This window comes from Streptomyces sparsogenes subsp. cuspidosporus (genome assembly GCF_039532705.1).
Taxonomy (GTDB): Bacteria; Actinomycetota; Actinomycetes; order Streptomycetales; family Streptomycetaceae; genus Streptomyces; species Streptomyces sparsogenes.
Window position 1 is genome coordinate 1 of the sequence record NZ_BAAASD010000057.1, and the last position, 24,526, is coordinate 24,526.

Below are 24,526 nucleotides of genomic sequence, written 5' to 3' on the forward strand. Positions count from 1 at the left end.
GGTGTGGTCCATGGTGGCCGTTGTCCTTGTCAGTCGACACTGCCGCGTGGGGCGATCCACTGGTGGGGTTGTCCGGTCACTTTGGCGATGGTTTCGAAGTCCGCGTCGTAGTGGAGCAGTGTCAGCCGATCACGTCTGGCGTCTATGGCCCACCGACCCGGGGAGGATGTCGGCTCTGATCGGTCTCGGCGGTGACGAACTACAAGCGATCGGCGTCGATCTGTCTGATGGGGTGCCTGCTTTCGTAATTGCAGGCCCGGCCAGCTCAGGTAAATCCACGCTGCTTCTCACAATGGGGCTCTCCCTGCTCAAAGACGGCACTCATCTCATTGTGGCCGCGCCGCGCCAGTCACCAGTGCGAACCCTGATGGGGCAAGCGGGCGTACTTAAAGTCTTCACCGACCCCGATTTCACTGCAGAGGATCTGCGCGCGGCACAAGCACAGGCCTGCGGCTCCAGCGTTGTGATCCTGCTCGACGACATCGAGGTTCTGTTTGATGTCACCAATGCTGACGAGTGGATGGATGACGTTCTGAAGCAGCGGCCCGGTGACCTGGCCTTCGTGGTAGCCGGAGATACGGAAGAGGCCTTTGCTAGCGCCTATCGGGGTTTCGGAGCGTATGCCCAACGTGCGCGGCGTGGCGTCCTGTTGGGGCCTCGCGGAGCATATGATGGCGAGGTCATTGGAGCACGGGTACCTCGCCAAGAAGTGGAGCTCAACCGGCGGGTCGGGCGGGGGCTTCTCCATCTGGACAACAACCGAGTGATGCCCATCGCTCTGCCACAGCCGCCTGGATAGTGGTGGTGCCGATTACTCCGACCCTTCGCTACGTGGGGAGCGTCCGGACCACCCCAACGCCCTCAGCCACCTGCTGGCGCAGCTGGCAGTTCTCTGCCATCGACTGGTGCAGTGCGCCGACCAGTGACTCGACGTCGCCCTTGAGCTGGGCGATCTCCTCTGCGTCGGGAGCCCGTAGTTCCTTGAGTCGGCGGACCATCAACCTGGTCGAAGAGGTCCGCGACGTCCTCGGCTGGTCCAGCATCGGCGTCTGGCAGGACGCCAGCGAGGAACTGGACCGCGCCGTCGGCTACCTCACCGACGCACTGACCAGCTCGGACGCCGATCAGGCTTCGTTGCTGGACTGGGCGCGCACCCACCTGCGCGACGGCATCGCGACGGCCAGCTGACCCCCGCCCCGAGTTGAGCGCACTCTGTGCCGCCCCGGACCCGCACCTGCCGGGCCGGGGCGGTCGCAGTGGCCCCTCAACCACGGAGAGCGAGAGGAGATGCACGTCATGCCCCTGCCCTACTTCGAGACACCTCAGGCGGTTAACGCGTCAAGCGGGCTGCTGGGGGCCGGTCGAACGGGCGGATCTTTCTCCGAGCGAGTGGGATGATCCCGCTGTGGATACTCACGGTTCTTCGTTTCGTCGGCGCCTCCTGATCGAGTCGCTGACGGTGATGGCGGCACCGGCATCGGACCAGACAACGTGGTTGAAGAAACACGGTGTCGTGACGGACGAGATCGCCCTCGACTTCGAGCACGCCTTCCGTATGGCCGACCGCTTGGTGGAGGAAGGGCTCCTCCGCCGTGACGCGCTGCCCGACCTGCGGGTGATCGACTCCATCTTCGACGGGATGACACGCGATGAGACCACGAACCGGTGGACGACAGCGGCTCTTGGCAGCGACCCCGGGTGGAGTGCTGTACGCGAGCTGGCGCGGACCGTTCTCGCCCGGGAAGGCGTGGACGCCTTGGTGTTGCCAGACATTCGTGTTGTTCGGTGAAGGCTCGATGGTTCAGGCCGCAACTGCCGGCGCGGCGGCACCGCTCTCTGGGAAGGCCACGGCCTCGTCGTAGGTCCGGTTGTGCTGCAGGCAGCAGTAGGGCTGTCCGATCATGCGGTTGAAGAGGTTCCTCTGAGCCGCGGAATGCCAGTCCCCGTGGTCGCGGCGTCGCCGGTAGTGCATCTTGGCCCCGGGTGATCGAGTGATGGCAGCGAAGGCCCAGAGGTAGCCGGCGTGGTTGAGTCGGTCGTTCTTCACCCATCGCCGGGAGACGCTCCACTTCTTCCCAGACGCTCTGGTGATGGGCGATGAGCCTGCGTATGCCTTCAGGCGCGCGCGTCGGCAAAGCGATTGCGGTCGTCGCCGACCTCGGCAAGCACCCGGGCGCCGAGCTGGACGCCGGGGCCAGGGAAGCTGAGGAGGATGCCAGCGTCGGGGTGCTGAGGGAAAGCGTCTTCGACCGCCCCGGTGAGGTCGTCGGCAGCCACGCAGGCCGCCTCCAGCTGCACCAGGAGGGCGAGCATCTGCTTCCCGAGGGCTTCTTCGACCAGCGGCGAGTGGCGGGCCCACTCGGCTCGGAAGATGCCACGGATACGGTCCGCTTCGGTAGCGATGCTCCGTTAAAGCCTGCGGCCTTGATGCAGCGCTCGGAGCGGCGGCGGGCCCGGTCGTCGCACTCGGCCAGGAGGAGCTCGGCGAGGAAGCCGAGGTAGGACATTTGCTCACGGCTCGCGGTCTCGGCGAGGTCGGGGAACTGAGAGCGGATGGTGGGGAGGCGGAGCATGCGGCATGCCTGGTCGACGGCGGTGGTGGCGGCCTGCTCGGTGAGTCCACGCTGGCGGGGAAGGGACACGGTGTTCTCCTCTACGAAGGGGTGGGTCGGTCTGGCCGGCGGAACCGCAGGAGCTGGTCGGTGCACTGCACCACAGCGGGTGCTCTTACTTCTCATCGACTTTCATGCGCTCTACGGACACCGAGTGATGCCGAAACCCACCGACAAGTGCTCTCGCTTCTGAGGTTCTGGTCCACTTCTTGTGGTCGCGTACGCAGCGTGACGGTTGGTCGTCGTTCGAAGGCGGGTGACATCGCCCAAAAATCGACCTGCCCGAGAATGAGGGCATCGACAGTTCTGCGCCGTGAACAACGTGCGGCCGCAGCTGGACGAGCTGCTGTTCGGGTCGGTGGAGAACATGTCGGTGGAGTCGGTCGACGTGGCAGACGCTGTCGTAAGAGTGGAGGCCCGGTCCACGGCCAAGCGGGCGGCCTGTCCGGGCTGCGGGTGCTGGTCGAGTCGAATACACGGCTCTTACCTGCGCTTTCCCCGCGATCTACCCACGTCGGGCAAGCTCGTCGTCATGTCGTTGCGGGTGCGCCGGTTCGTCTGCGCGGAAGGCTCCTGCCCGCGTCAGACGTTTGCCGAGCAGGTGCCCGGCCTCACCCGTCGATTCGCTCGCCGGACGGAACGGCTGCGATCGACGCTCGTCTCGGTCGGTCTCGCGCTCGCGGGACGGGCCGGCGCCCGAATGTCGGACGCCTTCGGGGTCCGAGTCAGCCGGAACACCCTGCTGAGGCTGATCACCTCGCTTCCGGATCCGCCCATCGCCACTCCCCGCGTGCTCGGCGTCGACGAATACGCCCAGCGCAAGGGCCGGATCTACGGAACCGTACTCGTCGACGTCGAGACACGCCGGCCCGTGGACCTCCTGCCGGACCGGGAAGCGGACACCCTCGCGGCCTGGCTGTCCGAGCGACCCGGGATCGAGATCATCTGCCGGGACCGCGCCCTCTTCTACGCGGAGGGCGCCACCCGTGCGCCCCGCAAGCCCTCCAGGTCGCCGACCGATGGCACCTCTGGCACAACCTCGGCGAAGCCGCCGAGAAGTGTGTCTACCGGCACCGCGCTTGTCTGCGGCCCGCACCTGAGTCACCGCAGGAGCCAGACCAGGTGTCGGAATCGCCCGCATCCTCGCCGTGGCCAACGGGACACCGATTCGCCGAACGCACCCGCGCCAAGCATGCCACTGTCCACGCCCTGCTGGCCGCCGGCCACAGCAAGCGGGCCATCGCCCGGCAGCTCGGCATGGGCCTCAACACCGTTCTCCGCTTCTCCCGCGCCACCGAGCCGGAGCGGCTGTTCACCGGCCAGTGGCAAAGTCGCCCCAGCAAGCTCGACGCCTACAAGCCCTACCTCGACCAGAGATGGCACGAAGGCTGCACCAACGCCTGGAAACTGTGGGAGGAGATCAAGGCGCAGGGCTACCCGGACAGCTACGGCAACGTCCGCGCCTACGTCAGCCGGAACCTACGCGGCAAGCCCCAGCCGGTCGGCCGTCGGCCGCCAACCGCCCGCGCCGTCACTCGCTGGATCCTCACCCACCCCGACGCCTTGGCCCAGAGCGACCGACTCCAGCTCAAGGCCGTGCTGGCCAACTGCCCCGAACTGGACGCACTCGCCGAGCATGTGCGCTCCTTCGCCCACATGCTGACCCAGCTGCAAGGCCACCAACTGCCGGCATGGATCGAAGCGGCAACCAACGCCGACTTGCCCAGCCTCCAGCGCTTCGCCCGGCACCTGGAACGCGACCTCGACGCCGTCACTGCCGGACTCTCGCAGCCGTGGAACTCCGGAGTCGTCGAAGGCCATGTCAACCGGATCAAGATGCTCAAGCGCCAGATGTTCGGCCGAGCCGGCTTCGAACTCCTCCGCAAGCGCGTCCTGCTCTACTCCTGAGCTTGTCGTTCAGCTCTCAGCGTCCGGCAAAAGTGGTTCGTTTTCGGCGGCGAGGGTGACCTGGGCGGTCCATGACCAGGGCTCCAGGGGCGGATCCCAGCTCACCTCCACGTCGGTGTCGTGGAAGTCGCGCGCGAGTTCCGTCACCATCACCGCTGCCGCAGCCCGCGCGTCTTGCGGGTCGGTGTGGATCGGCACGTCCAGCCGCCCACAGAGATTTCCGCTTTCGGTGAGGACGCTGGTGCGCCAGCCCTCCGGCGTCGCAAACAGGAAGATCCCCTTCGGAATGCCCCAGGCGGGCCGCTTCTTCTTCTCCTTCTTGCGTCTCACCATGCCGCTATCCAACATCGTCGAGTTCATGGTGATGAGTCTGGGTGGAGGATCACCCGCCGCGGCACAGTTTGGTGCCGGCCTTGCGCGGCAAGCTGAGATCCTTCAGGACAGATCGTCGATGAGCCCGAAGCCCTCCGGGAACTCCTCCAGGAACTCACGGCGAGCGGGGTTGGTCTCGGCAGCTGCCATCTCCCCGAGTAGGGCGATCAGCTCCTGCTGCTGATCACTCGGCAGCGTGCTGACCACGTGGGCGACGCCCTCCATGACCTTGACCGCTTCGTCCTGATCCATCTGCTCGTCTTCACTGCCGTCGATGAACCACAGGACATCGACCAAAGCCTCGGCCAGGGCACGAGTCAGGGACGAGTACGAAGACGTCACGACGGTCTCCCAGCAGATCGACGGCAGAGTCCGGCCATCCCACCACACACCACCGACATCACTTTCCGTGAGCCTCCACGGAAAGTGGACCAGAGCCGATCCGTAGAGTGCGTCGGCTGATCGCCAACGTAAAGCAGTCACTCGCTGAGCTTGAGATGGACGAGCAGGACCAAGTACAGGAGGCGATGGTGAGGCATGGTTGAGGTAGAGCGAACCGAGTAGACGAGAACCCATGCAGGTGGCTGTGCGGGACGTGCCCTGCTATGGGCGGATCTGCCTGCGAGGACTTCATGACGGGGGTGAACGGCCGCGTTCACCGCCGGATCCCGGCCGAGGAGTGGCTGCGGCTGTACCCGGTGCCCGAGGAGCCGTTCAAGGCCACGTTCGGCGAGATCCGAAGGGTCGGCAAGGACTCCACGATCTCGGTCGAGTCGGTCCGCTACTCGGTCCCGCACGAGTTCGTCGACGAGAGCGTCTGGGTCCGCTTCCACGGCGACGAACTGATCGTGACCGCGATGGTCGCGGGCAGCGCGATCGAGGTCGCCCGCTACTTTCGCTCGACGCCGGACAGTCCGCGGATTGCCGATGAGCACTACTCAGACGCCCCGCGCGGCGAGCGCACGCCCTGGGCGACGAACCCGGCCGAGGCCCAGTTCTTGGCGATCGGCCCGGGGGCGGCGCGGCCTGGCTGGTCGAGGCCGCGGCGACTGGCGTCCGCCGGACCTGGGCGAAATGGCCGACGCTGTCGCCCTGGCGAAGCTGCACGGGAGCGCCGACGTCGACCGGGCTCTGGGCACCGCGGCGACGGTGGGCCGCTTCGCCGAGGGCGACCCGCTTTCGATCCTGCACCATCAGGGTGAGCACGACCGGGTCGAGCCGATCCGCCACGGTGAGACCCACAGCCTGCAGCCGGGCACCTCCGCCTGGTCCGGGTTCACGACACCGTGATCCGCGGTGGTCTCAGTCGGCACCGCCGACGGGAGCGTCATGCCAGCCGGGCAAGGCCAACCCGTCGTCGCGAAGCGACCAGACCGGCTGCTGTTTGGACGACGGTCCGGCAAGGACCCGCAGCTGCTGCGGGCGGTATTCGTCGGGCGCGTCCTCGACACTGAAGCCCGCCGAGGCCAACACCGCGGCCATCGCCTGCATCATCGCGGCCCCGACCGCACTGGAGTGCCGCAGGACCGGCTCGTCCAGTTGCTTCAGCCCGAACGCGCGGCGCGCGCGAGCCCGCAGGCGAGGGCTTGCCTGCCAGGCCACGAACACGCCGCCTGCCGCGTCGGCACCGTCGTCGATGTCCACCTCGGCGCCACCGGCCAGGACCGGGTCCAGCCCCGGGGCAAGCACGGGCAGTCCCGCGGCCGCCAGCTCGTTGCGGACCTTCCCGGCGAGCGCCTCCAGTGCCGCGGACTCTTCAGCACTCACTCGTTCGAACACTCGCTGAATCTACGACCTGTTGTGAAAGTGCTGGGCGACCGGCCTGGCGTACGTGGGCGGCGTCGTTGTCAGTGGTGTCGTGCATGATCGGCGCGTCAGTTCTTCTACGGGGATGGGGAAGCGCCATGCCGATCACGAACCAGCAGGTAGCAGGGCACGTGTTCCTGCGGCAGATGTATGCGGACTCGTACTTCCCCGATCACGTCGTCGACCGGGGCAGGTCGATCCTGTTGCGGCTCTGCGAGCGGATTGAGGCTGAGCAGCCGTCGGGTCTGGAGGCTCTGTATGCGCTCACCCAGGCCGCAACGGAGGAATTCAACAGTCTGGAAGCGGAGTTCGAGGCAGCCGGGAGTGAGATCGAGACGGTCGCGCGCGAGGTGATCGCTGAGGACTTCTGGTTTGTCGCGTCAGCATACGGGTTCACGGATGTGGATGTAGAGGAGTTGATCGCCACCCGGGACTGGTGAGCGACGACCGGAAGGCCATCTGCAGGTCAGAGCCATTCGTTGAGGGCTGCGATCAGCAGGGTCGCCTCGTAGCGGACGGCGAGCTTGTCGTATCTCGTGGCCACCGCGCGGTGGCGCTTGAGGCGGTTGATGCCGCATTCCACCGCGTGGCGCTCCTTGTAATCGGCTTTGTCGAACTTCGGCGGACGGCCTCCGCGAGAGCCGAGCTTCTTGCGGTTGCGGACCTGGTCAGCCTTCTCCGGGATGGTGGAGCCTATGCCGCGTCTGCGCAGGTAGGCGCAGTTCCCGCGGGAGCCGTACGCCTTATCGTGTGCCGTTCAGAAATGCGTCGCTGCAGGTCGTAGGCGGTCTGGCGGGATCTGCGGGCTCGTTGGGACCATGTGCAGTGATCGTCTCATAGGTGTATCAGGTCACGCGGACGCTTCTGTCGGTCCCAGCGGTGCTGCTGCGTCGGCGGATGGCCAGAGACGCCGAGTTGCTCGTGGTCCGGCATGAGAACGCGGTGCTGCCCAGGCAACTGTCGAGTCCGATGCGGTATGAGTGGGCGGACCCGTTGTGGTTCGCGGCGTTGTCTTCGCTGATACCTCGGCGTGGCTGGGCGCAGGTGTTCCCCGTGACACCGGGGACCTTGCTCGGCTGGCATCGGCGTCTCGTTGCACGGAGGTGGGGCTACAGTGCGTGCCGGATCAAGCCGGGCCGGCCAGCGACGGCGGAAGTTGTGAAGGAGTTAGTGCTGCGGCTGGCGCGGGAGAACCTGTGCTGGGGCTGCCGCAGGATCCAGGGGGAGCTCGCCCGGCTGGGGCACAGGATCGGCGCGGCCACGGTATGGAAGATCTTGACGGCAGCCGGGGTCGACCCTGTTCCCCGCCGCGGCGGGCCGACAGGGCGTGAGTTCCTGACATCCCAGGCCGAGCCATCATCGCCTGCGACTTCCTGCACATCGACCTGGTGGATCTTCGCCGCGTCTACGCACTGATCTTCCTCGAGCACGGCACACGCCGCCTCCACATCGCCATCCTCAAGACCGCCCCGCAGTCCCCGCGGATGAACACACATGGTGAGAGGGCTGTCGGGACGCTACGGCGCGCGGTCCTCGACCACCTGGTGCTCTGGAGCGAGCGTCAGGCTCTCCACGTTCTCAGCACCTACGCCGGACACTACAACGGGCATCGGCCGCATCAGGCCCGAGAGCAACTACCCCCACTCGCTGACCACCACACCGCGCTGCTGAGCGGCTTGAAAACCCCAGGACGGCTACTCCAGGCCCGTATCCTTGGTGGCCTGATCAATGAGCACATTCAGCGCGGCACGCCCCACTGTCGCCTGCACCGGGCGGCGTGGTCTTCAGCCGAGAGGCGCAGACTTCCTGTGCATTCAGCGCACGGTGGCCCGGACCTCGCTCGGCGAGACCCCGTACGTCCTGCGGAAGGCCCGGCTGAAGTCCGCCGGGTGGCGGAATCCCCAGCGCAGGGCGGTCTCGCCGATCGTGCGGTGACGCAGGCGGGGCTCGGTCAGATCGGCGTGGCAACGCTCCAGACGGCGGCGCCGGATGGTGGCGGCGACGGACTCCGGCTCGCCCTGGAAGAGCTGATGGAGGGTGCGTACCGAGATGTGGTGGTGGGCGGCGACGGCTGCCGGGTCCAGTAACGGGTCGGTGAGGTGGTGGTCGATAAAGGCGCTGATCCCGGCGAGGAGTGCCGTTCTGCGGGTCTCGGCGGGGAGCGAGTGCTGGTCGCCGATCCGCGCCGCAAGAAGGGACGCGGCCAGGTCCACCCCAATGGCGCCGAGCCGGGCAAGCTCGACGGGGCCCGCGGTGCGGGCGGCCTTCGGCAGGGAGGTCAGATACGGGCCCAGCAGGGCGCCGGAGCCGGACTTGATGGGCAGCGGCTCGGCCAGAAGGCGGTCGGCGCGGCCTCCGGCCAAGGGGAGGAGAGCGAGGGGGATGCGCAGGAGGGTTAGTCGGACGGGGCCGCTATTGTCCAGGAAGTCACAGGTCAGCGGCCTCCAGCTGGAGAACAGGGCCATATCGCCGGGACCGAGGCACGCGACGCCGCGCGCCTGCTCCAGGCGGACCGCGCTTTCCCGGACCAACAGCAGGAAGTAGTCCTCGGGGTTTCCACGGCGGATGTGGGCGGGGGAGCGCCGGGCGGTCATCGGGGAGAAGTCGAAGGCCGCGACCTGGCTGTGCGAGAGCCCCACGGCTTCTACCCAGCCCCGGAAACGGTCTGCGTGCGGACTCCGGATCGACACAGGCATGACCTCGTGGCCGACCATGTCGTTCCACCAGCCGAAGCGGTCCGGCACCGCAATGTCGTCGGTGTCCACCGCCACCACTGGCCCCGCCGCCCTGGCGTCCTTCGCTGCCATCTCCCTGAGACTTGACATACAACGATATTGCCCGGCAAAGGAGTTGGCTGAGTAGTAGGTTCAGGGCCATGTGGCCATGGGGTCGGCCGCATGCAGTTCCCGCCAGCCAGCCTTCACCCCGGTGGGCCCCGGATCCCACCTCGGACACCGGGGCCATGGACCTCTTCCGTACTGCGGACTTCAGTCGGGCCTGCCGCAGGACGTACGGGGTCTCGCCGAGCGACGTCCGGGCCACCGTGCGCTGAATGCGCAGGATGTCTGCGCTCTCGGCTAAGGACCAGGCCGCCCGGCGCATGTGACAGTGGGGCTGCAGCATCTCAGTGACTCGGAAGCGGGCCATGCGGGGGAACACAGGGCTCCGGTCCCGGAAAGAGCCCCAGCTCGTCTTTTCCTGTCACAGTTGTCAATCACCCGTGGCAGAAGGAGTGTGCTGCCGCAGCGGCACATCATCAGGACGCCATGGCGTGCACGAGCGTTTGGAGGCACCCCCATGAGCACCAAAGGAACAAGGGCCAGGAAGAAAAGGATTGCCGCGGCACTGTCCGCGCTTGCCATCGCGTTCGGAGGAGTCGCCATTTCGGCTCCTGCAGCCGTAGCCGCGCCCAACGCAGCAAGCTACGCGTCGCGGACGTACAACGTGGGCGTGTACCTCTATCCGGAATGCGTAGCCCGCGGCAATTACTACGTGGCCTATTACTCGCCGCAGGGGTACAGGGTCTTCTACCAGTGCCTCTTTGTGGGAGGAACCTATCCTCTCCATCAGTACCTCCTGCGCGTGACCCTCGTCATTTGAGCTGTGCCTGAGGCCGGCTCTCCCTCGTTGCCTGTGGGTGCCGGAAACGGTGTCACTCTATGCGACCTGCGTGTATTCGTGGATGAGGCCGCCGAGTCGATCGCGTCGATGGATGCGAGTGTTGTCGGTGGCGGTGGGCGGTTCGGGTTCGGTGAGTCGGTCCGGCGGCCGTTGTCCGAGGGTTCGGTGTGGCCGGTGTTGGTTGTAGTGATCTGCGTACTCACTGACGACGAGGCGTAGGTGGCGCTCTCCTGTGATCAGGATGCGGTCGGTTGCCTCGCGTCGGCATGATCCGATCCAGCGTTCCGCGATGGCGTTCATGCGCGGTACTCGGGGCAGTGTGGGAAGGACGTGCGTGCCGATCGCCTGGAATACGGCGTCGAAGCTGTCGGTGAAGTAGGCGCCGCGATCCCGGATGAGGAACTTGATCGACTTGGCATGGTCGCCGAGGTCCATGAGGTAGTTCCGTGCTTGCTGACCTGATCCAGGGGCCGGTCGGATGGCGGGTGATGCCGGCGATGTGCACCCGCCGGGTGCCGTGGTTGATGAAGAACAGCACGAACCAGCGCCGCAGGAAGACCGTATCGATGTGGAACAGGTCGGTGGCTGTGATCGCGGAGGCCTGGGCTTTGAGGAAAGCGGCCCAGGAGCAGTCCACACGCCGCGGCGACGGGTCGATCCCTGCTTGCTTCAGAATGGACCAGACGGTTGAGGCGGCGACCTTGCGACCCAGGCCGAGGAGCTCTCCGTGGATGCGGCGGTATCCCCATCCAGGGTTCTCCCGCGCCAGACGCACGACCAGTTGGCGCAGGGCCTCTGGTTTGGGTGGTCGGCCCGGATGACGGGAGGGGTAGTTCCACTTCCATGCGATGAGCCGTGCGTGCCAGCGAAGGACCGATCGCGGAGTGACCAGCAAGGCCACCTGGGTACGCTGCTGCTTGGTGACGAGCCGGAGCAGTGCCGCCATGACGGCTCTGTCGCTCCAGGAGAAGCGGGGCCGTGGCTGGGTACGGCGTGCGATGGCGAGTTGATGCCGGAGCATCAAGATCTCTGCGTTCTTCGAGGCATTGGAGCGGGCGAGCAGGGCAAGCCCTCGGAAGGCTTGGCAGGCGAGCAGGTAGATCAGCCGTATCACCATGACCAGCACGCTGCCTCAAAACGGCTCGCTGCTCCCGAGATCTGGGCAGATCCGAAGCAGCAGGTCAGCCCAGGTGACATAATTCCCGGCACCCACAGGCCGGGATTGACCCGTCGGCGCAGCGCACGGATCGCTCCTGGGCTACCTTATTCAAGGCCCAGGCCTCCGCGATCGTGGCCACCGACCTCTTTCACATCGAGACCGCCTTCTTGCGGCGCTGGTTCGTGCTGTTCTTCATCGACCATGGCAACCGGCGGGTGCACATCGCCGGCATCACCCGACACCCGACCGGCCCGTGGATGGCTCAGCAGGCACGCAACTACCTTACGGACCTCGGCGACCGCGCGGAGTCGATCAGGTTCCTCATCCGGGACCGCGGCCCGTACTCACCGACAGTTTCGACGCCGTCTTCCAAGCGGTCGGCGTGCGGGTCATCCCGACACTGCCCCAGGCACCCCGGATGAACTCAATCGCAGAACGCTGGATCGGATCATGTCGCCGAGAGACCACCGACCGCATCCTGATCCCCTACCGGCGCATGGGTCACCCAACTCGCTCGCAATCTGCTCATGGACCTCGGCGACAGGGGTGGGTGCTTCCGGTTCCTCATCCGTGACCGGGACAGCAAGTTCACGGCCGCATTCGATGCCGTCTTCGCCGGCAACGGCACAGCCGTCATCCCGACGCCACCGCAAAGCCCCCGGTCCAACGCATTCGCCGAACGATGGATACGCACAGCCCGCGCAGAGTGCACCGACCGCCTCCTCATCACCGGCGAACGCCACCTGAGTACGGTCCTCACCACGTATGCCGAGCACTACAACGCGGGACGCGCCCACCGCAGCCTCGGGCTCCGGGTACCCGACGACGACCCGAACGTTGTCCACCTGCCCGCGCCCACGGTCAGGCGCCGCCAAGCACTTGGCGGACTGCTCAACGAGTACCACACCCTGCCGCCCCGACTGCCTCACCATCCACAGGAAACGCCCAGCTCAGCAGCTTGATCGGAATATTGACACCCTTCAGGGGTGCGGTGACGATGTCGTGTCCGGAGCGGGGCGGTCCGCGGCTCCGCTCGAGTGCTGCGGGTCAGTGCTGGTCGCCCATGAGAGCGATTGCGCGCGTCTCGGGAACTCCCAGCATCAGCAGGCTCGTGATCGTCGCTGCTCGGGCGCCAAGGGTCCCGTTCGACAGGTCGCTGTCCGCGATGGCGAACACGACGCCGTAGGCAACCTGGCTCAGAATGCCCGCCGGCAGGTGCCGTGCGAACACGTCGCCGTCCTGGCCCCGTTTCACCAGGTCGGCGAGGAGGTCGTCGACCGGCCCGAGCAGGCCGTGGATCGCCTCGCCGTACTCGCCACGGCGCAGCGCCAACAGCACTCGGTACCGGTGCGCCACCGGCCAGACGCGGGCGATGAATTCGACCCACGTCGCGTCCGCTTCCGCGCCGGAGGCGTTGACTTCAGTGAGCACGGCCGTCATCTCGATGACGGCCCGTTCCGTGAGTGTCCGAACCAGGTCGAGGCGCGAGGGGAAGTGGTCATAGACCGTGCGACGGACGACGCCGGCAGCGGAGGCGATGTCGCCCATTCCGGCGTCGGGGTTCTCTCCCAGCACAGTGAGGGCGACGTCGAGGATGCGATCGCGTGTCTCCATCATCGAGCGCACGCGGGAGGTCTCGGTGGGCACAGCACCAGTATTGCACATCGGTGTACAGTGAGATTGGCTGTACAGCAGTGTGCAGTGGAGAGTTGCGCTGCGCTTCGAAGCTCAAGAGAAGAGAAGAAGGCAATGGCCGCACCGACGCCGCCGACCTCGGCCCTCGTCCGCCCGTTCACCGTCTCGATCCGGGAATCGGAGATCGACGACGTCAAGCAGCGACTGGCCAGAACCCGGTGGCCGGATCCGGAAACGGTGGGCGACTGGTCGCAAGGGGTTCGCCTGGAGAACGCCAGGTCCCTGGTCGACTACTGGGAGCGCGGCTACGACTGGCGGCGCTTCGAGTCCGAGCTCAATCGCTTCCCCCAGTTCCTGACCGAGATTGATGGGCTGGACATCCACTTCATCCACGCCAGGTCCAAGTATCCCAACGCGATGCCGCTGATACTCACGCATGGATGGCCGGGATCGATCGTCGAGTTCCTGAAGCTGATCGGCCCGCTGACGGATCCGGTTGCGTTCGGAGGGGATGCCGCCGATTCATTCGACGTCGTCGTCCCGTCGCTGCCCGGGTTCGGATTCTCCCAGAAGCCCACGAAGACCGGCTGGACTGTAGCGCGCATCGCAAGCGCATGGGTGGAGCTGATGAAGCGTCTCGGCTACACGAGATGGGCCGCGCAAGGCGGCGATTGGGGTGCCGTCGTCACCACCGCCCTCGGGGCCATGCAACCTGAGGGGCTTCTCGGAATTCATCTGAACACCCAGTACGCCTTTCCCGTACAGATTCCCGACACCTTGTCGCCCGAACAGCGCTACGCCGTGGAGACCCTCGCCCTCTACGCTGGTGATCTCGGCGGGTCGAACCACCTTCAGGGCACGAAGCCGGAGACTGTCGGATTCGCCCTGGCGGACTCTCCCGCGGGCCAGGCGGCCTGGATCTATGAGAAGTTCCAGTCCAAGACCGACAACCACGGGCTCGCCGAGGACGCTCTCAGCGTCGACGACATGCTCGACACGATTTCCCTCTACTGGTTCACCAACAGCGCAGCGTCGTCCGGCCGTATCTACTGGGAGAACAGATCGCTCACTTTCGCCGGCCCGAAGGTGACGCTTCCGGTCGCGGTGACCGTCTTCCCGAGGGACATCCCACGCGTGCCACGCAGCTGGATCGAAGACACCTACAGCAATCTGATCCACTACGGCGAGGCCGACAAGGGCGGGCACTTCGCGGCCCTGGAACAGCCGGAGATCCTTGTCAGCGGAATCCGCACCGGCCTGCGCACCCTTCGTTCCTGACGCCAACGCGCGAGCTCAGCGGGCAATAGGCGCGTCTTCTAACGTTTTGCCCGTTGGTCTGGATCAGGATTGCTGGTCGGCGGCGCCTGTCGGGGCCTGAATGCCGGGGCTGTGCAAACACTCCGGGTTCGGTCTCGTCGAGGAATCCGAGACTTACCAGGCGTTTGAGTTTCGCGCGGGTGCCTTCGACATGCTTGGGCATCAACGGCAGGTCCAGCGCGAGGCACAGATCGTGGGCGCGTGGCGGGCCGCGATCAGGAGAACGGCGGGCATCACGGCATCAGTCCTTTGGGCCCTCGACGAGCAGCGGCGGATTCGACACACTGCCGTCGTGGACGGTCGGGGTGTGCGTCGGCATCCACGGCAGCGGACCGTCGTGCAGGAGACCGGCATCTGCAACTCCTCGTCGTACGTGGCGAACGGCAGCACGACTGCCTTGGAGACGTCTGTCGGCTGCGGCTGATTCACCCACCCCCGACGCCTGTCTTGGGTACGGCCCTGACCCGGAGCGGCCGCCATGGGGGTGCGTCAGTGCGGGGTCCGCGCCAGCGCCAGGGCGAGGACGGGGCCGGTCACGACCGCCACGTACAGGGCGATGCCGGGCGATGGTCTTCACGAGGGCTCGTTGGCCTGACGGTGTCAGGGGCAGCGGCGAGCGAGCGGGATTCCGCGACCGTACGGCAGGGGCACGTCCTTGGTCTGGCGGCACTGGGCGTGCACGCCCTCGTAGCCAGGCTGCGTGCCAGCGTGCACTCGACAGACAGGTCCGTCGCCTGCTCGGCGGCCGTCACGGGCACTCCCCTCGGAACCGGGCGTTGGCCAGGGCCACACCCGCGCTGAGCGCTTCGGTCACTGTGATGGGCCGGAAGGTGTCCGGTCCCGCGTTCTACTCCTTGCCGCCGCCGATGGAGCGGAGCTGCACGTACGGGGCCGACGAAGCCCATCACGCAGCCGGTCTGCCGCTTCTGGGTGTCCTCGACGGTATCCCCCGAGGCGAGTGCAAGCCGGGTCAACACGCTCGGTCGTTCACGGCCGAGTTGCTGACCTCATTGTCTGTCGGTGCCGGGGCGGGCTGGGTAAGGCCGGCGAGCATCAGGTCGATCATGTGGCGGGCCTGGTAGTCGGGGAAGGTTTCGATTCCGATGCACAGGTTGCCGATGGCCAGCATGAAGTCGTAGGCCCGTACGTCGGCGCGTGTGTAGCCAGCGGAGGCGGACGCTTTCAGCAGTTGGTCGAGCACGGGCAGCAGGCGTTCGACGAACTCGTTGTGCAGGGTCTCGAATCCGGCTTGGTCCGAGTGCAGCGCCTCGGCGAGGCCGTGTTTGGTGACGAGGAAGTCGGCGAATCGGTGGACCCACTGCCGCAGGACTTCGTAAGGGGCATCGGCAGTCTGCGCCGGGTGGGCGGCTGCGGCGAGTGCGTCAACCTGGTGGCGGAAGACCGCGACCACCAAGTCCGCCCGGGTGGGGAAGTGGCGGTAGATGGTGCCCATGCCGAGGCCTGATTCTGCTGCGATCTCCCGTACGGGAGCGTGGACCCCCATACGGACGAACACGGCCGCAGCTGCGGCCAGGAGCTTCTGCTCGTTTCGGTGGACGTCGGCTCGCTTGCGAGCTGCAGCTGCCGGCGGAGTGTCGGCTGTGGACATCGTGAACACCTCCCATTGCAAAACGGAGCGCTGCTCCGTATTCTGATCCGGAGCGCTGCTCCGTATTTCTATGATGCCCGACGTCGCGCTGCACGAGCCCACTGGGCATATTGAGAAAGGTATTCACCACATGAGCGGCACCACGTCAGTCGATGGCGACAACGCCTTCACCGCCTCAGTCATCTCCGTCAGCCCGATCGCGCTGCCCGCCCCGGACCGCGGCCAGGACGTGCAGGTACGGGTCACGGCGCCCACGACCGGCCACAACCTGCCCGTCGTCGTCTTCTCGCACGGCATGACCCTGACCATGGACGATTACGCACCTCTGGTCGGCTTCTGGGCCGCCCGCGGCTTCGTCGTCATCCAGCCCACACATCTCGACTCCCTCGGCCTCGCCCCCGACGACCCGCGCACCCCGCTCATCTGGCGCATCCGCACCGACGACCTCACTCACGTCCTGGACCAGCTCGACATGCTTGAAGCCGCCGTGCCCGGGCTGGCCGGCCGCATCGACCACGACCGCATTGCGGTAGCCGGACATTCCTGGGGTGCGCAGACTGCCAGCACCCTGGCGGGCGCACGGGTCGTCGGCGCCGACGGCACTCCTGGTGAGAGCTTGGCCGACCCGCGAGTCAGCGCGGCCGTGCTGCTGTGCCTGCCCGGTACCGGCGGCGCCGACCTGAGCCCGCTCGCCACCCAGTACTTCCCGTTCATGAACCCTGATTTCGCCGAGCTGAAGACACCCAGTCTTATGGTCGCCGGCGACGCGGACCAGTCTCCGCTCACGGTGCGCGGTCCGGACTGGTTCACCGACGGCTACCGCCTCAGCCCGGGCGCCACCGATCTGCTGACCCTGTTCGGCGCGGAACACGGACTCGGCGGCATTCAGGGAGCCAACGACACGCGCACCACCGACGAAAGCCCCGAGCGTGTCGCGCTCGTCCACCACGCCACCCTGGCGTATCTGCGTACCGCACTGGGCCCGGACAACGACGCGTGGCCCACCGCCCGTCGGACTCTGGCTGCGGCCGCCGACCCGCTGGGAAGCATCGACTCGAAGTGACCAACCACCTGGCACCGGCCGGTAAATCCAGTTTCGGAATCATGACCGCCCCGGCGCAGGTCGCCTACGACGACGTCCTGCGGGTCTGGCACGAGGCGGACGGCATCCCTCAGATCGAGCACGCCTGGCTGTTCGACCACCTCATGCCGCTCGGTGGCGACCCGAACGGGCCCACCTTCGAGGGCTGGACGCTTCTGTCCGCTCTCGCGGCCCGAACCGAGCGGTTGCGGCTCGGGGTGATGGTCACCAGCAACAGGTTCCGCCCACCGGCCATGCTGGCCAAGATCTCCGCCACTGTCGATGCCGTCTCCGGTGGTCGGCTCGAGTTCGGTATCGGCGCGGGCTCTCGCACCGACGTGCCACTGGCCCGGCGTGGACGCTGGAGCGGCAGTGGATCATCGCGCGCCGGAGTGAACTGGGCGCCCTGCCGAACAGTCTCCGCGAGGGCGTGGGCCCGGGCGCCTTCGGCGAGGGGGAAGGTGCCGGAGACGTGGGCGCGGAGCCTGCCCCGGTCGACGAGTTCGGCGACGGCGCGCATCCCGGCCTGGTCGTGCTCGACGGCCAGGTGCGCGGCGCAGACCTGTGCCTTCTCCGCCGCGGCCCGGGTGTCCTCGGCGCTCGGCAGCAGGGTGATGAGGACACCGCCGGGGCGGAGCACGCTCACGGAACGAATGGCGTTCTCTCCGCCGAGGGCGTCGAGGACAACGTCGTAACGCGTCGGTGTCGGTGTCGGTGAAGTCCGCGGAGCGGTAGTCGACGCAGACGTCCGCGCCGAGCTCGCGCAGGAAGTCGTGCTTGAGGGCGCTCGCCGTCCCGGTGACGTGCGCGCCGCGCTCCTTGGTGATCTGTACGGCGAGATGACCGACACCGCCGACCGCGGCATGGATCAGCACCCGCTGCCCGGCCCGGAGGCCCCCGGTGTCGACGAGGGCCTGCCAGGCGGTGAGCGCGGTCAGCGGCAGAGCGGCCGCCTGGACGTGGTCGTTCCCGGCGGGCTTGGCGGCGAACGCGCGGGTGGGGCTGGTGACGTACTCGGCGTGGGAGCCGGCCCCGTACGGGTAGGGGAGCATGCCGAACACCTCGTCACCGGGCTTGAAGAGGGTGACGCCGTGGCCGATCTCCACCACGGTGCCGGAGACGTTCCCAGCCGAGGGTCAGCGGTGGGGGCGGCAGGAAGCCACTGTGGGCGCGGTGCATGAAGTCCGTGGGGTTGGTCCGGCCGCGTGCACGGCGACGAGGTTCTCCCCGATGCCGGGCGTGGGCCGCGGAAGCTCGGTCAGCCGTAGAACCTCGGGGCCGCCGAGGGCCGTCTGGTGCAGGGCGAGCATCACGGGAGCACCGTCCGGGACGGCAGGGTTCGGGGAGTCCATGGCGTGCGCCCGAACCAGACCCGGACCCGCGGCGCGGCGCCCACAAGGTCGTCGTCCTCGCACTCGACGGCGTCTATCCTTTCGAACTCGGCATCCCGCACCGGGTGCTGGGTTCCGCCGACGGCCGCTACGAGGTGCTGTCCGCGAGCGTGGACGGGCAGCCGGTGCGTACCGACTCGGATCTGACCGTCACCCCCGGGACGGCAGGCGGGGGCAGACCCAGTACATCGAGCGGCCGCTGCCGCCGGCGAGCGGAACCGGCACCGGACCGACCCGCGACTGGGCGCTGCAGCGGCTGGAACTGCCGCTGTAGCTGGACGGGTTGGCCGCGCACGCGGCGATGAGTACCCGTACCTTCGCACGGCGCTTCAGGGAGGAGACCGGTCTGAGCCCCGGCCGCTGGCTGACCCAGCAGCGGCTGCGGCGGGCGCGGCACCTGCTGGAGTCCAGCGACCTGCCGGTGGAACGGGTCGCCCACGAGGTCGGCTTCGCCACCGCCACCTCGCTGCGGCGACACCTGGCGGCGGAGGCGGGGGTCGCCCCCTCCGCGCACCGGCGCACCGGCGCACCTTCCGTGCCTCCCACACGGGCGTTCACGACCCATATGACCACGCATGACGATCATCGTGCTCGGGGCCGTTGGACGTGAGCCGGAGCCGGTCGAAGCCGCGTGACTCGTGTCCCGGGACCGGGGTCAGAGCCCCGCTGCGCGTTCCACGCAACTCAGCTTCGGACTGGTGGAGTCGGGCTGGCAGGATTGGTGTGTGGCTGATTCGACGACAACTGCTTCCTGGGTCCGTATCGAGAGATGGCTCGCCCAGCTCGCCCCGAGGACCTTCGCCGCTCTCGCACCACCTGCGGACCGCTCGGCGATCGTCGCGGCTGAGCAGGCCGTCGGACGGCCTTTCCCCGAGTCGCTGACCGAGTGCCTGCTGCGGCATGACGGCACGGGTCACCAGCACCTGCTGCCGCCGTTCTGGTCGCTTCTGGACACCCGGGGCATCGTCGAGACGTGGGATACCTGCACACAGATCAACGCCAAAGTGTTCGGGGACGAGGAGGAAGGGGAGGCGAACGGCGACGACGGTCTGTGGTGGCACTCCATGTGGTTTCCCTTTGCCGCCGACGGCGCCGCCAACCACCTTGTCATCGACCAGCGGCAGCACCGCTGGGTGGGAAGGATCGGCAAGGCCGATCACGAGTTGGGGTGCTCGTTCGAGTCGCAGCCGATGTGGGCTTCGCTCCCGGCTCTGCTGGAAGCGACTGCCACCGCCCTGGAGACCGGGGACGTCCTGGACGGTTGCCTCCCTGTCGTCGAGCGGGCCGAACTGCACTGGGAGGTCCTCTGAGGAAACGACGGACGGTATGAGGCGGGATCGCCTCCGCGGGCGGGCGGGGGCCGGCTATCGGTGAAAGGGACCGGACGTCAGGCCGTCCCGGGAGACGGGTCGATGTCTTCGCGGACGACCCACCCACGAAGACCCACGCCCGAGGCCACTGCCAACCGAGGCCGTCCGTGGCCACCACCTTGATCGACTCGGCCCGTAGCAGGGCAGGCCCTCGCACAGCAGCGGGTCGTCCTCGGCGATCACGATCCGCAGGTCACGACCCACCGGGCAGTACCACCTCTCAAATTGGCCCTTTGACCTGGGATGATCGTACTGCGGAGCCTTCACGGGTCGACGCTGTCGTGTTCGGAGGCCCTGGTGCCGGTCGAGTTCTTGTCCGGTCAACAGGCAGCCCGGTACGCGGCGTTCAACGGAGTGCCGTCTCGTGCGGAGCTGGAGCGGTATCTCCTCCTGGATGACCCGGATCTGGAGAAGGAGCAGGCCAAGCGGCGAAATCAGGCGTCGCCCTCGCACGGCGGAGAACTCCCGCACTCCGGGCGTGCCGCGCGGCCGATGCGCATGAGCGCGATCAGCGTTGCGAGTGCGAAGGCCACCACGAACAGGGCGTAGTCCCGGGTGGCGGCCGCCAGGCCGCCGCCGTGCACGACCAGGACCCGGCGGCGACCGCGGGCAGCCCCATGGCCACGTAGCAGATCAGGTAGAGCACCGACAGCACCCGCGGACGCTCATGCTCGGCGACCAGGGGCAGTACGGTGCGCATCCCGCCTTGCATGCCGGCGCCGAAGCCGATCCCGGCCACGAAGGTTGCCGCGAAGAAGCCCGCGAGCGAGGAGGTCTCGGTGGCCGGCATGGTTGCCAGTGAGCTCATATGAGCAGGGCGACGCCGAGGTACATTACCGTCCGGGGCGCGGTGCGGCCGAGGGCGACGGTGGTCAGGCCGAGACCACGGTGAGGACGAACAGCCCCAGGCCGCCGAGCACCGGCGAGGTCGAACCCGACAGCCGGCTGGTCAGCGCGGGTGCGAGCGAGCCGTAGAAGCCGCCGAGCGACCACACCGCGAACAGAACCGGCGCCACCGTCAGCAGCGGGCCGCGCAGCCGCCGCGGTACCGACAGCCGCGGCACCAGTGCCATGCGCAGGCCTGGCCGGCGTCCGGCTGCTTCCGGCAGCAGCCGCGCCACCCCTAGCGCCTGGAGGAGGAAGACCCCGACGAACACGAGGTAGACGAGCCGGGTGGGTGCAGGCAGGTACTGGACCACCACCCCCGACAGCAGGGCGCCAATGCCCGAGCCCAGTCCGGGTGCTGCGGCATTGACCCGTGTCCCGTGCTCGCGATGGACGTCCAGCATCGCCGCGCCGAGCGTGCCCAGCGCGCCGCCGGTCGCGATGCCCTGCACCACCCGCCCGGCCACCAGCGCGCCGACGCCGCCGGCGGTGCTGAACAGGACCATGGCGATGATCTGCGCCAGCAGCGCGGCCAGCAGCACCGGCCGGCGACCGAGGTGGTCGGAGGCCCGGCCGAGCACCAGCAGCGCGGTCAGGATCACGACGGCGTAGACGCCGAAGATCAGCGTGGTGGTGAGCGGCGAGAAGTGCCATTCGGCCGCGTAGGTGGCATAGAGCGGGGTCGGCGCGGTCGACGCGGCCAGGAACGACACGACCATGGACGCCGGCAGCGCGAGATCGGCGAGGCCGGAACGCCGCGTGAGCGGGGAGAGTTCGGGACTTCGCCGAGTCGCGGTCTTCATGGAACTCCACTTCTTCGCGATGCCGGGCCCATTTCGGGGTCTGATCGGTCTATCGGGCCGGGCCGTCGGGGTAGGCGGCGGTCGCGCGGATCTCGACGAGCAGTTCCGGGCTCGCCAGACCGTCCACCCCGATCATCGACCAAGCCGGGTAGGGGGCCTTGACCAGGCGCTCCTTGGCCTGGAGGAAGCTGGGCAGGTTCGCGCGTGCTGGGCGAGGAAGTCCAGGACGGGGCCGACCACGTTCTCACAGTCCGGTCGAAAGACCAGCCCGTCCCGGTGGATGGCCGCGGGCTGCCCGGGGCCGTCGAAGGTCAGGACGTGGTAGCCGCGTTCCTGTCCGCTGACGGCGCCGAAGAAGTGCAGCTCTTCGGCAGCGCAGTTGAATCCGTTGTGCATCACCAGCGTCGGTTTCGGCCCCTCGCCTGCCGCCCGGTAGAAGTAGCCGTGCAATTTGGCGTCCTCATATGGGATCTCCACGGGTGTGATACCCGGGAGGTGGGCGATGGCATCACGGAAGCAGGCGACACCGCGCTGGTAGGCGTGGTCGATGCGCGGGTCGCGAGGGTCACCATGCAGGAAGAACTCGGCCGCCCGGTAGTAGGTGGAGGCCCGCAGCAGCCCGTCCCGCGCGCTGACGGGGTGGCTTGCATGGGCGTCGGCCTCCAGACGCTTGGCGGTGGACAGCCAGGCGTCGTGCCAGCCGTCGTAGTCGCCGGAGGTGACCTGGGAGGCGGTTGCGACGACTTCACCGACGTCCGAGCCTCCGTAGACGGCCAGGCCGAGATTACGCAGGGTCTCGAACCAGAACTGCTGATCATCCTGGAACATCAGCTGCTGTATCGCATCTCCCTCTCAACGAGGGCCCGGAAGGTGTGCGGGGGCCGACCGGTGAGGCGCTGGACGGTGTCGGTGATGCGGTCCTCTGCCCCTTCGGCGATGGCACGGTCCATGCCAGCCAGCATTGCGGCGAACTCCACCGGCACCTGTGTCGTGAGGCGATCGCGTATCTGCTCGTAGGACAGACGGCGGTGGGCCACGGGCCGACCGGTGACCTCAGTGATAATCGCGGCGATGTCGTCGTGACTGAGTGCCTCGGGTCCGGTGAGGACGAGATCGGTGTTGGGGGCTTGTTCGTCGGTCAGAGCGCGGACGGCGACGGCCGCGATGTCCTCGGCGTCGACGAAGCCGACCCGGCCGCTTCCGGTGGCGGTCCGGATGATGCCCTCGTCGCGGATGCTGCGGGCGTGCGCGTGCGTGCCGGTGAAGTTCTGCATGAACCACGAGGGCCGCAGTACCGCCCACTGTTCGAACAGGTCGGGCAGGGCCCTGTGCACCGTTCCCACCGCCGGGCCGCCCTCGGGGATGGCCGATGAACTCAGCAGCACCGCGCGGTGCACGCCGGCCATGCGGGCCTGATGGAGGAACGGCAGCATGATTGCCGCGGGGTCGGAGTCGCCCAGGGGCGGTATGAGGTAGACGCGGTCGACGCCGTCGAGGGCGCCCGCGTGGGTGGCGGGGTCGTACCAGTCGAAGGGGACCGGCACGGTGCCGGCGACCGGGGTGGCCCGGCGGCTGGCGGCTTTGACGCGGTGCCCCGCGGCCGTCAGATGTGCGGCGGTGCGGTTGCCGGTGGTGCCGGTGGCGCCGATGACCAGAGTGGTGCCGGCGGTGGTCATCGGCTGCTCCCGGCGAAGTCGGCGCCGGACTCCTGGACGGCGAGGGGGTTCCAGTAGTCGCGGTAGGAGGACATGTGCCCGTCCCGGACGGTCACGACGGCGATGTAGGTCATATCGAAGGGAGCGTCGCTCTCCACCAGGCGGCCGACACCGCGCATCTCCACCACGATCGTCGCCGGATCGGTGGTCTGGTGGATCCGCAGGTCGGGGAAGTCGTGCAGGTCGATGTGGTCGGGGTAGTGGCGCATGTAGGCGGCGATGGCCGCCTTGCCCTCCAGACGCCGGGGCCAGCCGTCGGGGGCGAAGGGGAACTCCATGAGGCCGTCCTCGGCCCACAAGGCGACCCACGCGGGAATGTCCTTGTCGAGCAGCAGTCGCAGGCTGTAGCGGTACAGATCCGCCGGAGAGGTCGGTGCGGACATAGGTATCCTCCAGTCATAGAATCCGGACCCTGGGTCCGCTTCAACGATATGGACCACGGGTCCGTTTTGCAAAGGGAAGGAGCGGCATGCCCGAACGCCAGTCGTCTCGTAAGGACGCCATCCGTAACCGGGAGGCCGTTCTCGCGGCCGCCGACGCCCTCTTCACCCGCCGCGAGAGTCCCGAAGACGTCACCATGGCCGACGTCGCGGCTGCGGCCGGCGTCGGCAAGGGCACACTCTTCCGGGCCTTCGGCGATCGCGCCGGGCTGCTCCACGCGCTGTATGAGGCACGGCTCGAACCGATCAGGCAGGCCGTCGAGACCGGCCCACCACCCCTGGGACCCGCGGCCCCACCGCACGATCGCGTACCCGCCCTGCTAGATGCGGTCCTGTGCTTCAAACTCGACAACCGGCGCCTCGCGCTGGCCCTGGAGGAAGGCGGGAGCAGCAGCCCGTACCGGGCGGAGCACTACGAGCGGTGGCACAGCCTGCTCCGAGCCGTACTGGAGCAGATCCCCGGCCTGACCGACAGCGACTTCACCGCCCATGCCCTGCTCGCCGCCACACGAGCCGACCTCGTCGAGTACCTGGCCGGAGAAGCACGTATTCCGCGGGAAAGAATACGGGCACAGTTGGCGAATTTCGTCACCAGAGTCCTGGCCTCCGGCCCACTGCAAGGGTTGACCGCCGAGGAGTGATCGAGGATCGGGCGAGTCCTTGATCAGTGGGGCCTCTCGCAAACGACCCCTTGCCCGAGCGAGATCAACAAAAGGCCGCTGGGCCTGAAGGGTGTCTTTATTGCTGTACGGTGGTTGACCTGGGGCTTTGTGATCACCCATGTATGGGCATGATCTCTGAT

The 24,526-nt window shown here is 67.6% G+C and carries 25 protein-coding genes and 9 pseudogenes; 18 read left to right on the forward strand and 16 right to left on the reverse strand.

Going from position 1 to position 24,526, the window contains the following annotated elements:
- Positions 1-166 precede the first annotated feature (166 nt).
- From ABFY07_RS38370 to ABFY07_RS38380, 3 genes are all read left to right on the forward strand, one after another.
- Positions 167-799, forward strand: a complete 633-nt coding sequence (locus ABFY07_RS38370) for a hypothetical protein (RefSeq protein WP_346178907.1) — start codon at positions 167-169, stop codon at positions 797-799.
- A 182-nt stretch (positions 800-981) separates the two neighbouring features.
- Complete coding sequence (locus tag ABFY07_RS38375; RefSeq protein ID WP_346178908.1) at positions 982-1,188, forward strand: hypothetical protein; 207 nt, start codon at positions 982-984, stop codon at positions 1,186-1,188.
- 217 nt (positions 1,189-1,405) lie between these two features.
- The gene (locus tag ABFY07_RS38380) at positions 1,406-1,789 is read left to right on the forward strand and encodes a hypothetical protein (RefSeq protein ID WP_346178909.1); all 384 of its coding nucleotides are present in this window, start codon (positions 1,406-1,408) and stop codon (positions 1,787-1,789) included.
- A 12-nt stretch (positions 1,790-1,801) separates the two neighbouring features.
- On the opposite strand, the pseudogene ABFY07_RS38385 reads toward ABFY07_RS38380, so the two are convergent.
- Both ABFY07_RS38385 and ABFY07_RS43310 read right to left on the reverse strand, forming a co-directional pair.
- Positions 1,802-2,409 (reverse strand): annotated as a pseudogene (locus tag ABFY07_RS38385) (transposase); the annotation flags it as partial.
- A 2-nt stretch (positions 2,410-2,411) separates the two neighbouring features.
- Positions 2,412-2,642: pseudogene (locus ABFY07_RS43310) on the reverse strand (IS21-like element helper ATPase IstB); the annotation flags it as partial.
- Positions 2,643-2,979: 337 nt separating this feature from the next.
- Between ABFY07_RS43310 and ABFY07_RS38390 the strand changes: the two are divergent.
- Together ABFY07_RS38390 and ABFY07_RS38395 are read left to right on the forward strand one after the other, a co-directional pair.
- Positions 2,980-3,543, forward strand: a pseudogene (locus ABFY07_RS38390) (transposase family protein); the annotation flags it as partial.
- A gap of 326 nt (positions 3,544-3,869) precedes the next feature.
- Positions 3,870-4,520 carry a transposase gene (locus tag ABFY07_RS38395; RefSeq protein WP_428837082.1) on the forward strand — a complete coding sequence of 217 codons (651 nt, stop codon included), beginning with the start codon at positions 3,870-3,872 and terminating at the stop codon, positions 4,518-4,520.
- A gap of 9 nt (positions 4,521-4,529) precedes the next feature.
- Here the strand turns inward: ABFY07_RS38395 and ABFY07_RS38400 are convergent, their stop codons facing one another.
- Entirely contained in the window at positions 4,530-4,880 is a 351-nt protein-coding gene (locus ABFY07_RS38400; RefSeq protein WP_346178911.1) for a hypothetical protein, read from the reverse strand.
- Positions 4,881-4,955: 75 nt separating this feature from the next.
- Positions 4,956-5,234: a hypothetical protein gene (locus ABFY07_RS38405; RefSeq protein ID WP_346178912.1), complete on the reverse strand. Its 279-nt coding sequence runs from the start codon at positions 5,232-5,234 to the stop codon at positions 4,956-4,958.
- A 290-nt stretch (positions 5,235-5,524) separates the two neighbouring features.
- Between ABFY07_RS38405 and ABFY07_RS43315 the strand changes: the two are divergent.
- A pseudogene (locus ABFY07_RS43315) lies at positions 5,525-5,737 on the forward strand (Mu transposase domain-containing protein); the annotation flags it as partial.
- A gap of 229 nt (positions 5,738-5,966) precedes the next feature.
- Positions 5,967-6,182 (forward strand): hypothetical protein, encoded by a 216-nt coding sequence (locus tag ABFY07_RS38410; protein WP_346178913.1) that lies wholly within the window; start codon positions 5,967-5,969, stop codon positions 6,180-6,182.
- Between the two features lie 12 nt (positions 6,183-6,194).
- Here ABFY07_RS38410 and ABFY07_RS38415 read toward each other — a convergent pair whose 3' ends face one another.
- The gene (locus ABFY07_RS38415; RefSeq protein ID WP_346178914.1) at positions 6,195-6,671 is read right to left on the reverse strand and encodes a hypothetical protein; all 477 of its coding nucleotides are present in this window, start codon (positions 6,669-6,671) and stop codon (positions 6,195-6,197) included.
- Positions 6,672-6,796: 125 nt separating this feature from the next.
- Here ABFY07_RS38415 and ABFY07_RS38420 point away from each other — a divergent pair, with 125 nt between their 5' ends.
- Positions 6,797-7,138, forward strand: a complete 342-nt coding sequence (locus tag ABFY07_RS38420) for a DUF5713 family protein (RefSeq protein ID WP_346178915.1) — start codon at positions 6,797-6,799, stop codon at positions 7,136-7,138.
- 26 nt (positions 7,139-7,164) lie between these two features.
- On the opposite strand, the pseudogene ABFY07_RS38425 reads toward ABFY07_RS38420, so the two are convergent.
- Positions 7,165-7,446 (reverse strand): annotated as a pseudogene (locus ABFY07_RS38425) (IS5 family transposase); the annotation flags it as partial.
- 736 nt (positions 7,447-8,182) lie between these two features.
- On the opposite strand from ABFY07_RS38425, the pseudogene ABFY07_RS38430 reads away from it, so the two are divergent.
- Positions 8,183-8,281: pseudogene (locus ABFY07_RS38430) on the forward strand (integrase core domain-containing protein); the annotation flags it as partial.
- Between the two features lie 231 nt (positions 8,282-8,512).
- On the opposite strand, the gene ABFY07_RS38435 reads toward ABFY07_RS38430, so the two are convergent.
- A complete protein-coding gene (locus ABFY07_RS38435; protein WP_346178916.1) occupies positions 8,513-9,505 on the reverse strand; it encodes an AraC-like ligand-binding domain-containing protein in 993 nt (330 codons plus the stop codon).
- Between the two features lie 490 nt (positions 9,506-9,995).
- On the opposite strand from ABFY07_RS38435, the gene ABFY07_RS38440 reads away from it, so the two are divergent.
- On the forward strand, positions 9,996-10,298 hold the full coding sequence (locus tag ABFY07_RS38440; RefSeq protein ID WP_346178917.1) for a hypothetical protein: 303 nt from the start codon (positions 9,996-9,998) through the stop codon (positions 10,296-10,298).
- Positions 10,299-10,355: 57 nt separating this feature from the next.
- Here the strand turns inward: ABFY07_RS38440 and ABFY07_RS38445 are convergent, their stop codons facing one another.
- The gene (locus ABFY07_RS38445; protein ID WP_346178918.1) at positions 10,356-10,754 is read right to left on the reverse strand and encodes an integrase core domain-containing protein; all 399 of its coding nucleotides are present in this window, start codon (positions 10,752-10,754) and stop codon (positions 10,356-10,358) included.
- 855 nt (positions 10,755-11,609) lie between these two features.
- Between ABFY07_RS38445 and ABFY07_RS38450 the strand changes: the two genes are divergently transcribed.
- Positions 11,610-11,900, forward strand: coding sequence for a hypothetical protein (locus ABFY07_RS38450; RefSeq protein ID WP_346178919.1), 291 nt, complete (start codon positions 11,610-11,612; stop codon positions 11,898-11,900).
- A 105-nt stretch (positions 11,901-12,005) separates the two neighbouring features.
- Positions 12,006-12,440, forward strand: a complete 435-nt coding sequence (locus ABFY07_RS38455) for an integrase core domain-containing protein (RefSeq protein ID WP_346178920.1) — start codon at positions 12,006-12,008, stop codon at positions 12,438-12,440.
- 85 nt (positions 12,441-12,525) lie between these two features.
- Here the strand turns inward: ABFY07_RS38455 and ABFY07_RS38460 are convergent, their stop codons facing one another.
- Positions 12,526-13,125, reverse strand: a complete 600-nt coding sequence (locus ABFY07_RS38460; protein WP_346178921.1) for a TetR/AcrR family transcriptional regulator — start codon at positions 13,123-13,125, stop codon at positions 12,526-12,528.
- 102 nt (positions 13,126-13,227) lie between these two features.
- Here ABFY07_RS38460 and ABFY07_RS38465 point away from each other — a divergent pair, with 102 nt between their 5' ends.
- Positions 13,228-14,391 carry an epoxide hydrolase family protein gene (locus tag ABFY07_RS38465; RefSeq protein WP_346178922.1) on the forward strand — a complete coding sequence of 388 codons (1,164 nt, stop codon included), beginning with the start codon at positions 13,228-13,230 and terminating at the stop codon, positions 14,389-14,391.
- 1,009 nt (positions 14,392-15,400) lie between these two features.
- On the opposite strand, the gene ABFY07_RS38470 is transcribed toward ABFY07_RS38465, so the two are convergent.
- The gene (locus ABFY07_RS38470; protein ID WP_346178923.1) at positions 15,401-16,039 is read right to left on the reverse strand and encodes a TetR/AcrR family transcriptional regulator; all 639 of its coding nucleotides are present in this window, start codon (positions 16,037-16,039) and stop codon (positions 15,401-15,403) included.
- Positions 16,040-16,169: 130 nt separating this feature from the next.
- Between ABFY07_RS38470 and ABFY07_RS38475 the strand changes: the two genes are divergently transcribed.
- Positions 16,170-17,102: an alpha/beta hydrolase family protein gene (locus ABFY07_RS38475; RefSeq protein ID WP_346178944.1), complete on the forward strand. Its 933-nt coding sequence runs from the start codon at positions 16,170-16,172 to the stop codon at positions 17,100-17,102.
- A 41-nt stretch (positions 17,103-17,143) separates the two neighbouring features.
- Positions 17,144-17,476: pseudogene (locus ABFY07_RS38480) on the forward strand (LLM class flavin-dependent oxidoreductase); the annotation flags it as partial.
- A 53-nt stretch (positions 17,477-17,529) separates the two neighbouring features.
- Here ABFY07_RS38480 and ABFY07_RS38485 read toward each other — a convergent pair.
- Positions 17,530-18,472, reverse strand: a pseudogene (locus tag ABFY07_RS38485) (NADP-dependent oxidoreductase); the annotation flags it as partial.
- A 2-nt stretch (positions 18,473-18,474) separates the two neighbouring features.
- On the opposite strand from ABFY07_RS38485, the pseudogene ABFY07_RS38490 reads away from it, so the two are divergent.
- Together ABFY07_RS38490 and ABFY07_RS38495 are read left to right on the forward strand one after the other, a co-directional pair.
- Positions 18,475-19,121 (forward strand): annotated as a pseudogene (locus ABFY07_RS38490) (helix-turn-helix domain-containing protein); the annotation flags it as partial.
- A 115-nt stretch (positions 19,122-19,236) separates the two neighbouring features.
- A complete protein-coding gene (locus ABFY07_RS38495; protein WP_346178924.1) occupies positions 19,237-19,821 on the forward strand; it encodes an SMI1/KNR4 family protein in 585 nt (194 codons plus the stop codon).
- 568 nt (positions 19,822-20,389) lie between these two features.
- Here the strand turns inward: ABFY07_RS38495 and ABFY07_RS38500 are convergent.
- The 5 genes from ABFY07_RS38500 to ABFY07_RS38520 all read right to left on the reverse strand — a co-directional run bounded on the left by ABFY07_RS38500 (position 20,390) and on the right by ABFY07_RS38520 (position 23,667).
- Positions 20,390-20,689, reverse strand: coding sequence for a hypothetical protein (locus ABFY07_RS38500; RefSeq protein ID WP_346178925.1), 300 nt, complete (start codon positions 20,687-20,689; stop codon positions 20,390-20,392).
- Between the two features lie 64 nt (positions 20,690-20,753).
- On the reverse strand, positions 20,754-21,569 hold the full coding sequence (locus ABFY07_RS38505) for an MFS transporter (protein WP_346178926.1): 816 nt from the start codon (positions 21,567-21,569) through the stop codon (positions 20,754-20,756).
- A gap of 132 nt (positions 21,570-21,701) precedes the next feature.
- Positions 21,702-22,397: an alpha/beta hydrolase family protein gene (locus ABFY07_RS38510; RefSeq protein ID WP_346178927.1), complete on the reverse strand. Its 696-nt coding sequence runs from the start codon at positions 22,395-22,397 to the stop codon at positions 21,702-21,704.
- Positions 22,397-23,245 carry an NmrA family NAD(P)-binding protein gene (locus ABFY07_RS38515; RefSeq protein ID WP_346178928.1) on the reverse strand — a complete coding sequence of 283 codons (849 nt, stop codon included), beginning with the start codon at positions 23,243-23,245 and terminating at the stop codon, positions 22,397-22,399. Before ABFY07_RS38515 ends, ABFY07_RS38510 begins: the two co-directional genes overlap by 1 nt.
- The gene (locus ABFY07_RS38520; protein WP_346178929.1) at positions 23,242-23,667 is read right to left on the reverse strand and encodes a nuclear transport factor 2 family protein; all 426 of its coding nucleotides are present in this window, start codon (positions 23,665-23,667) and stop codon (positions 23,242-23,244) included. The genes ABFY07_RS38515 and ABFY07_RS38520 overlap by 4 nt, the downstream gene beginning before the upstream one ends.
- Positions 23,668-23,753: 86 nt before the next feature.
- Between ABFY07_RS38520 and ABFY07_RS38525 the strand changes: the two genes are divergently transcribed.
- The gene (locus ABFY07_RS38525) at positions 23,754-24,365 is read left to right on the forward strand and encodes a TetR/AcrR family transcriptional regulator (RefSeq protein ID WP_346178930.1); all 612 of its coding nucleotides are present in this window, start codon (positions 23,754-23,756) and stop codon (positions 24,363-24,365) included.
- Positions 24,366-24,526: the final 161 nt, after the last annotated feature.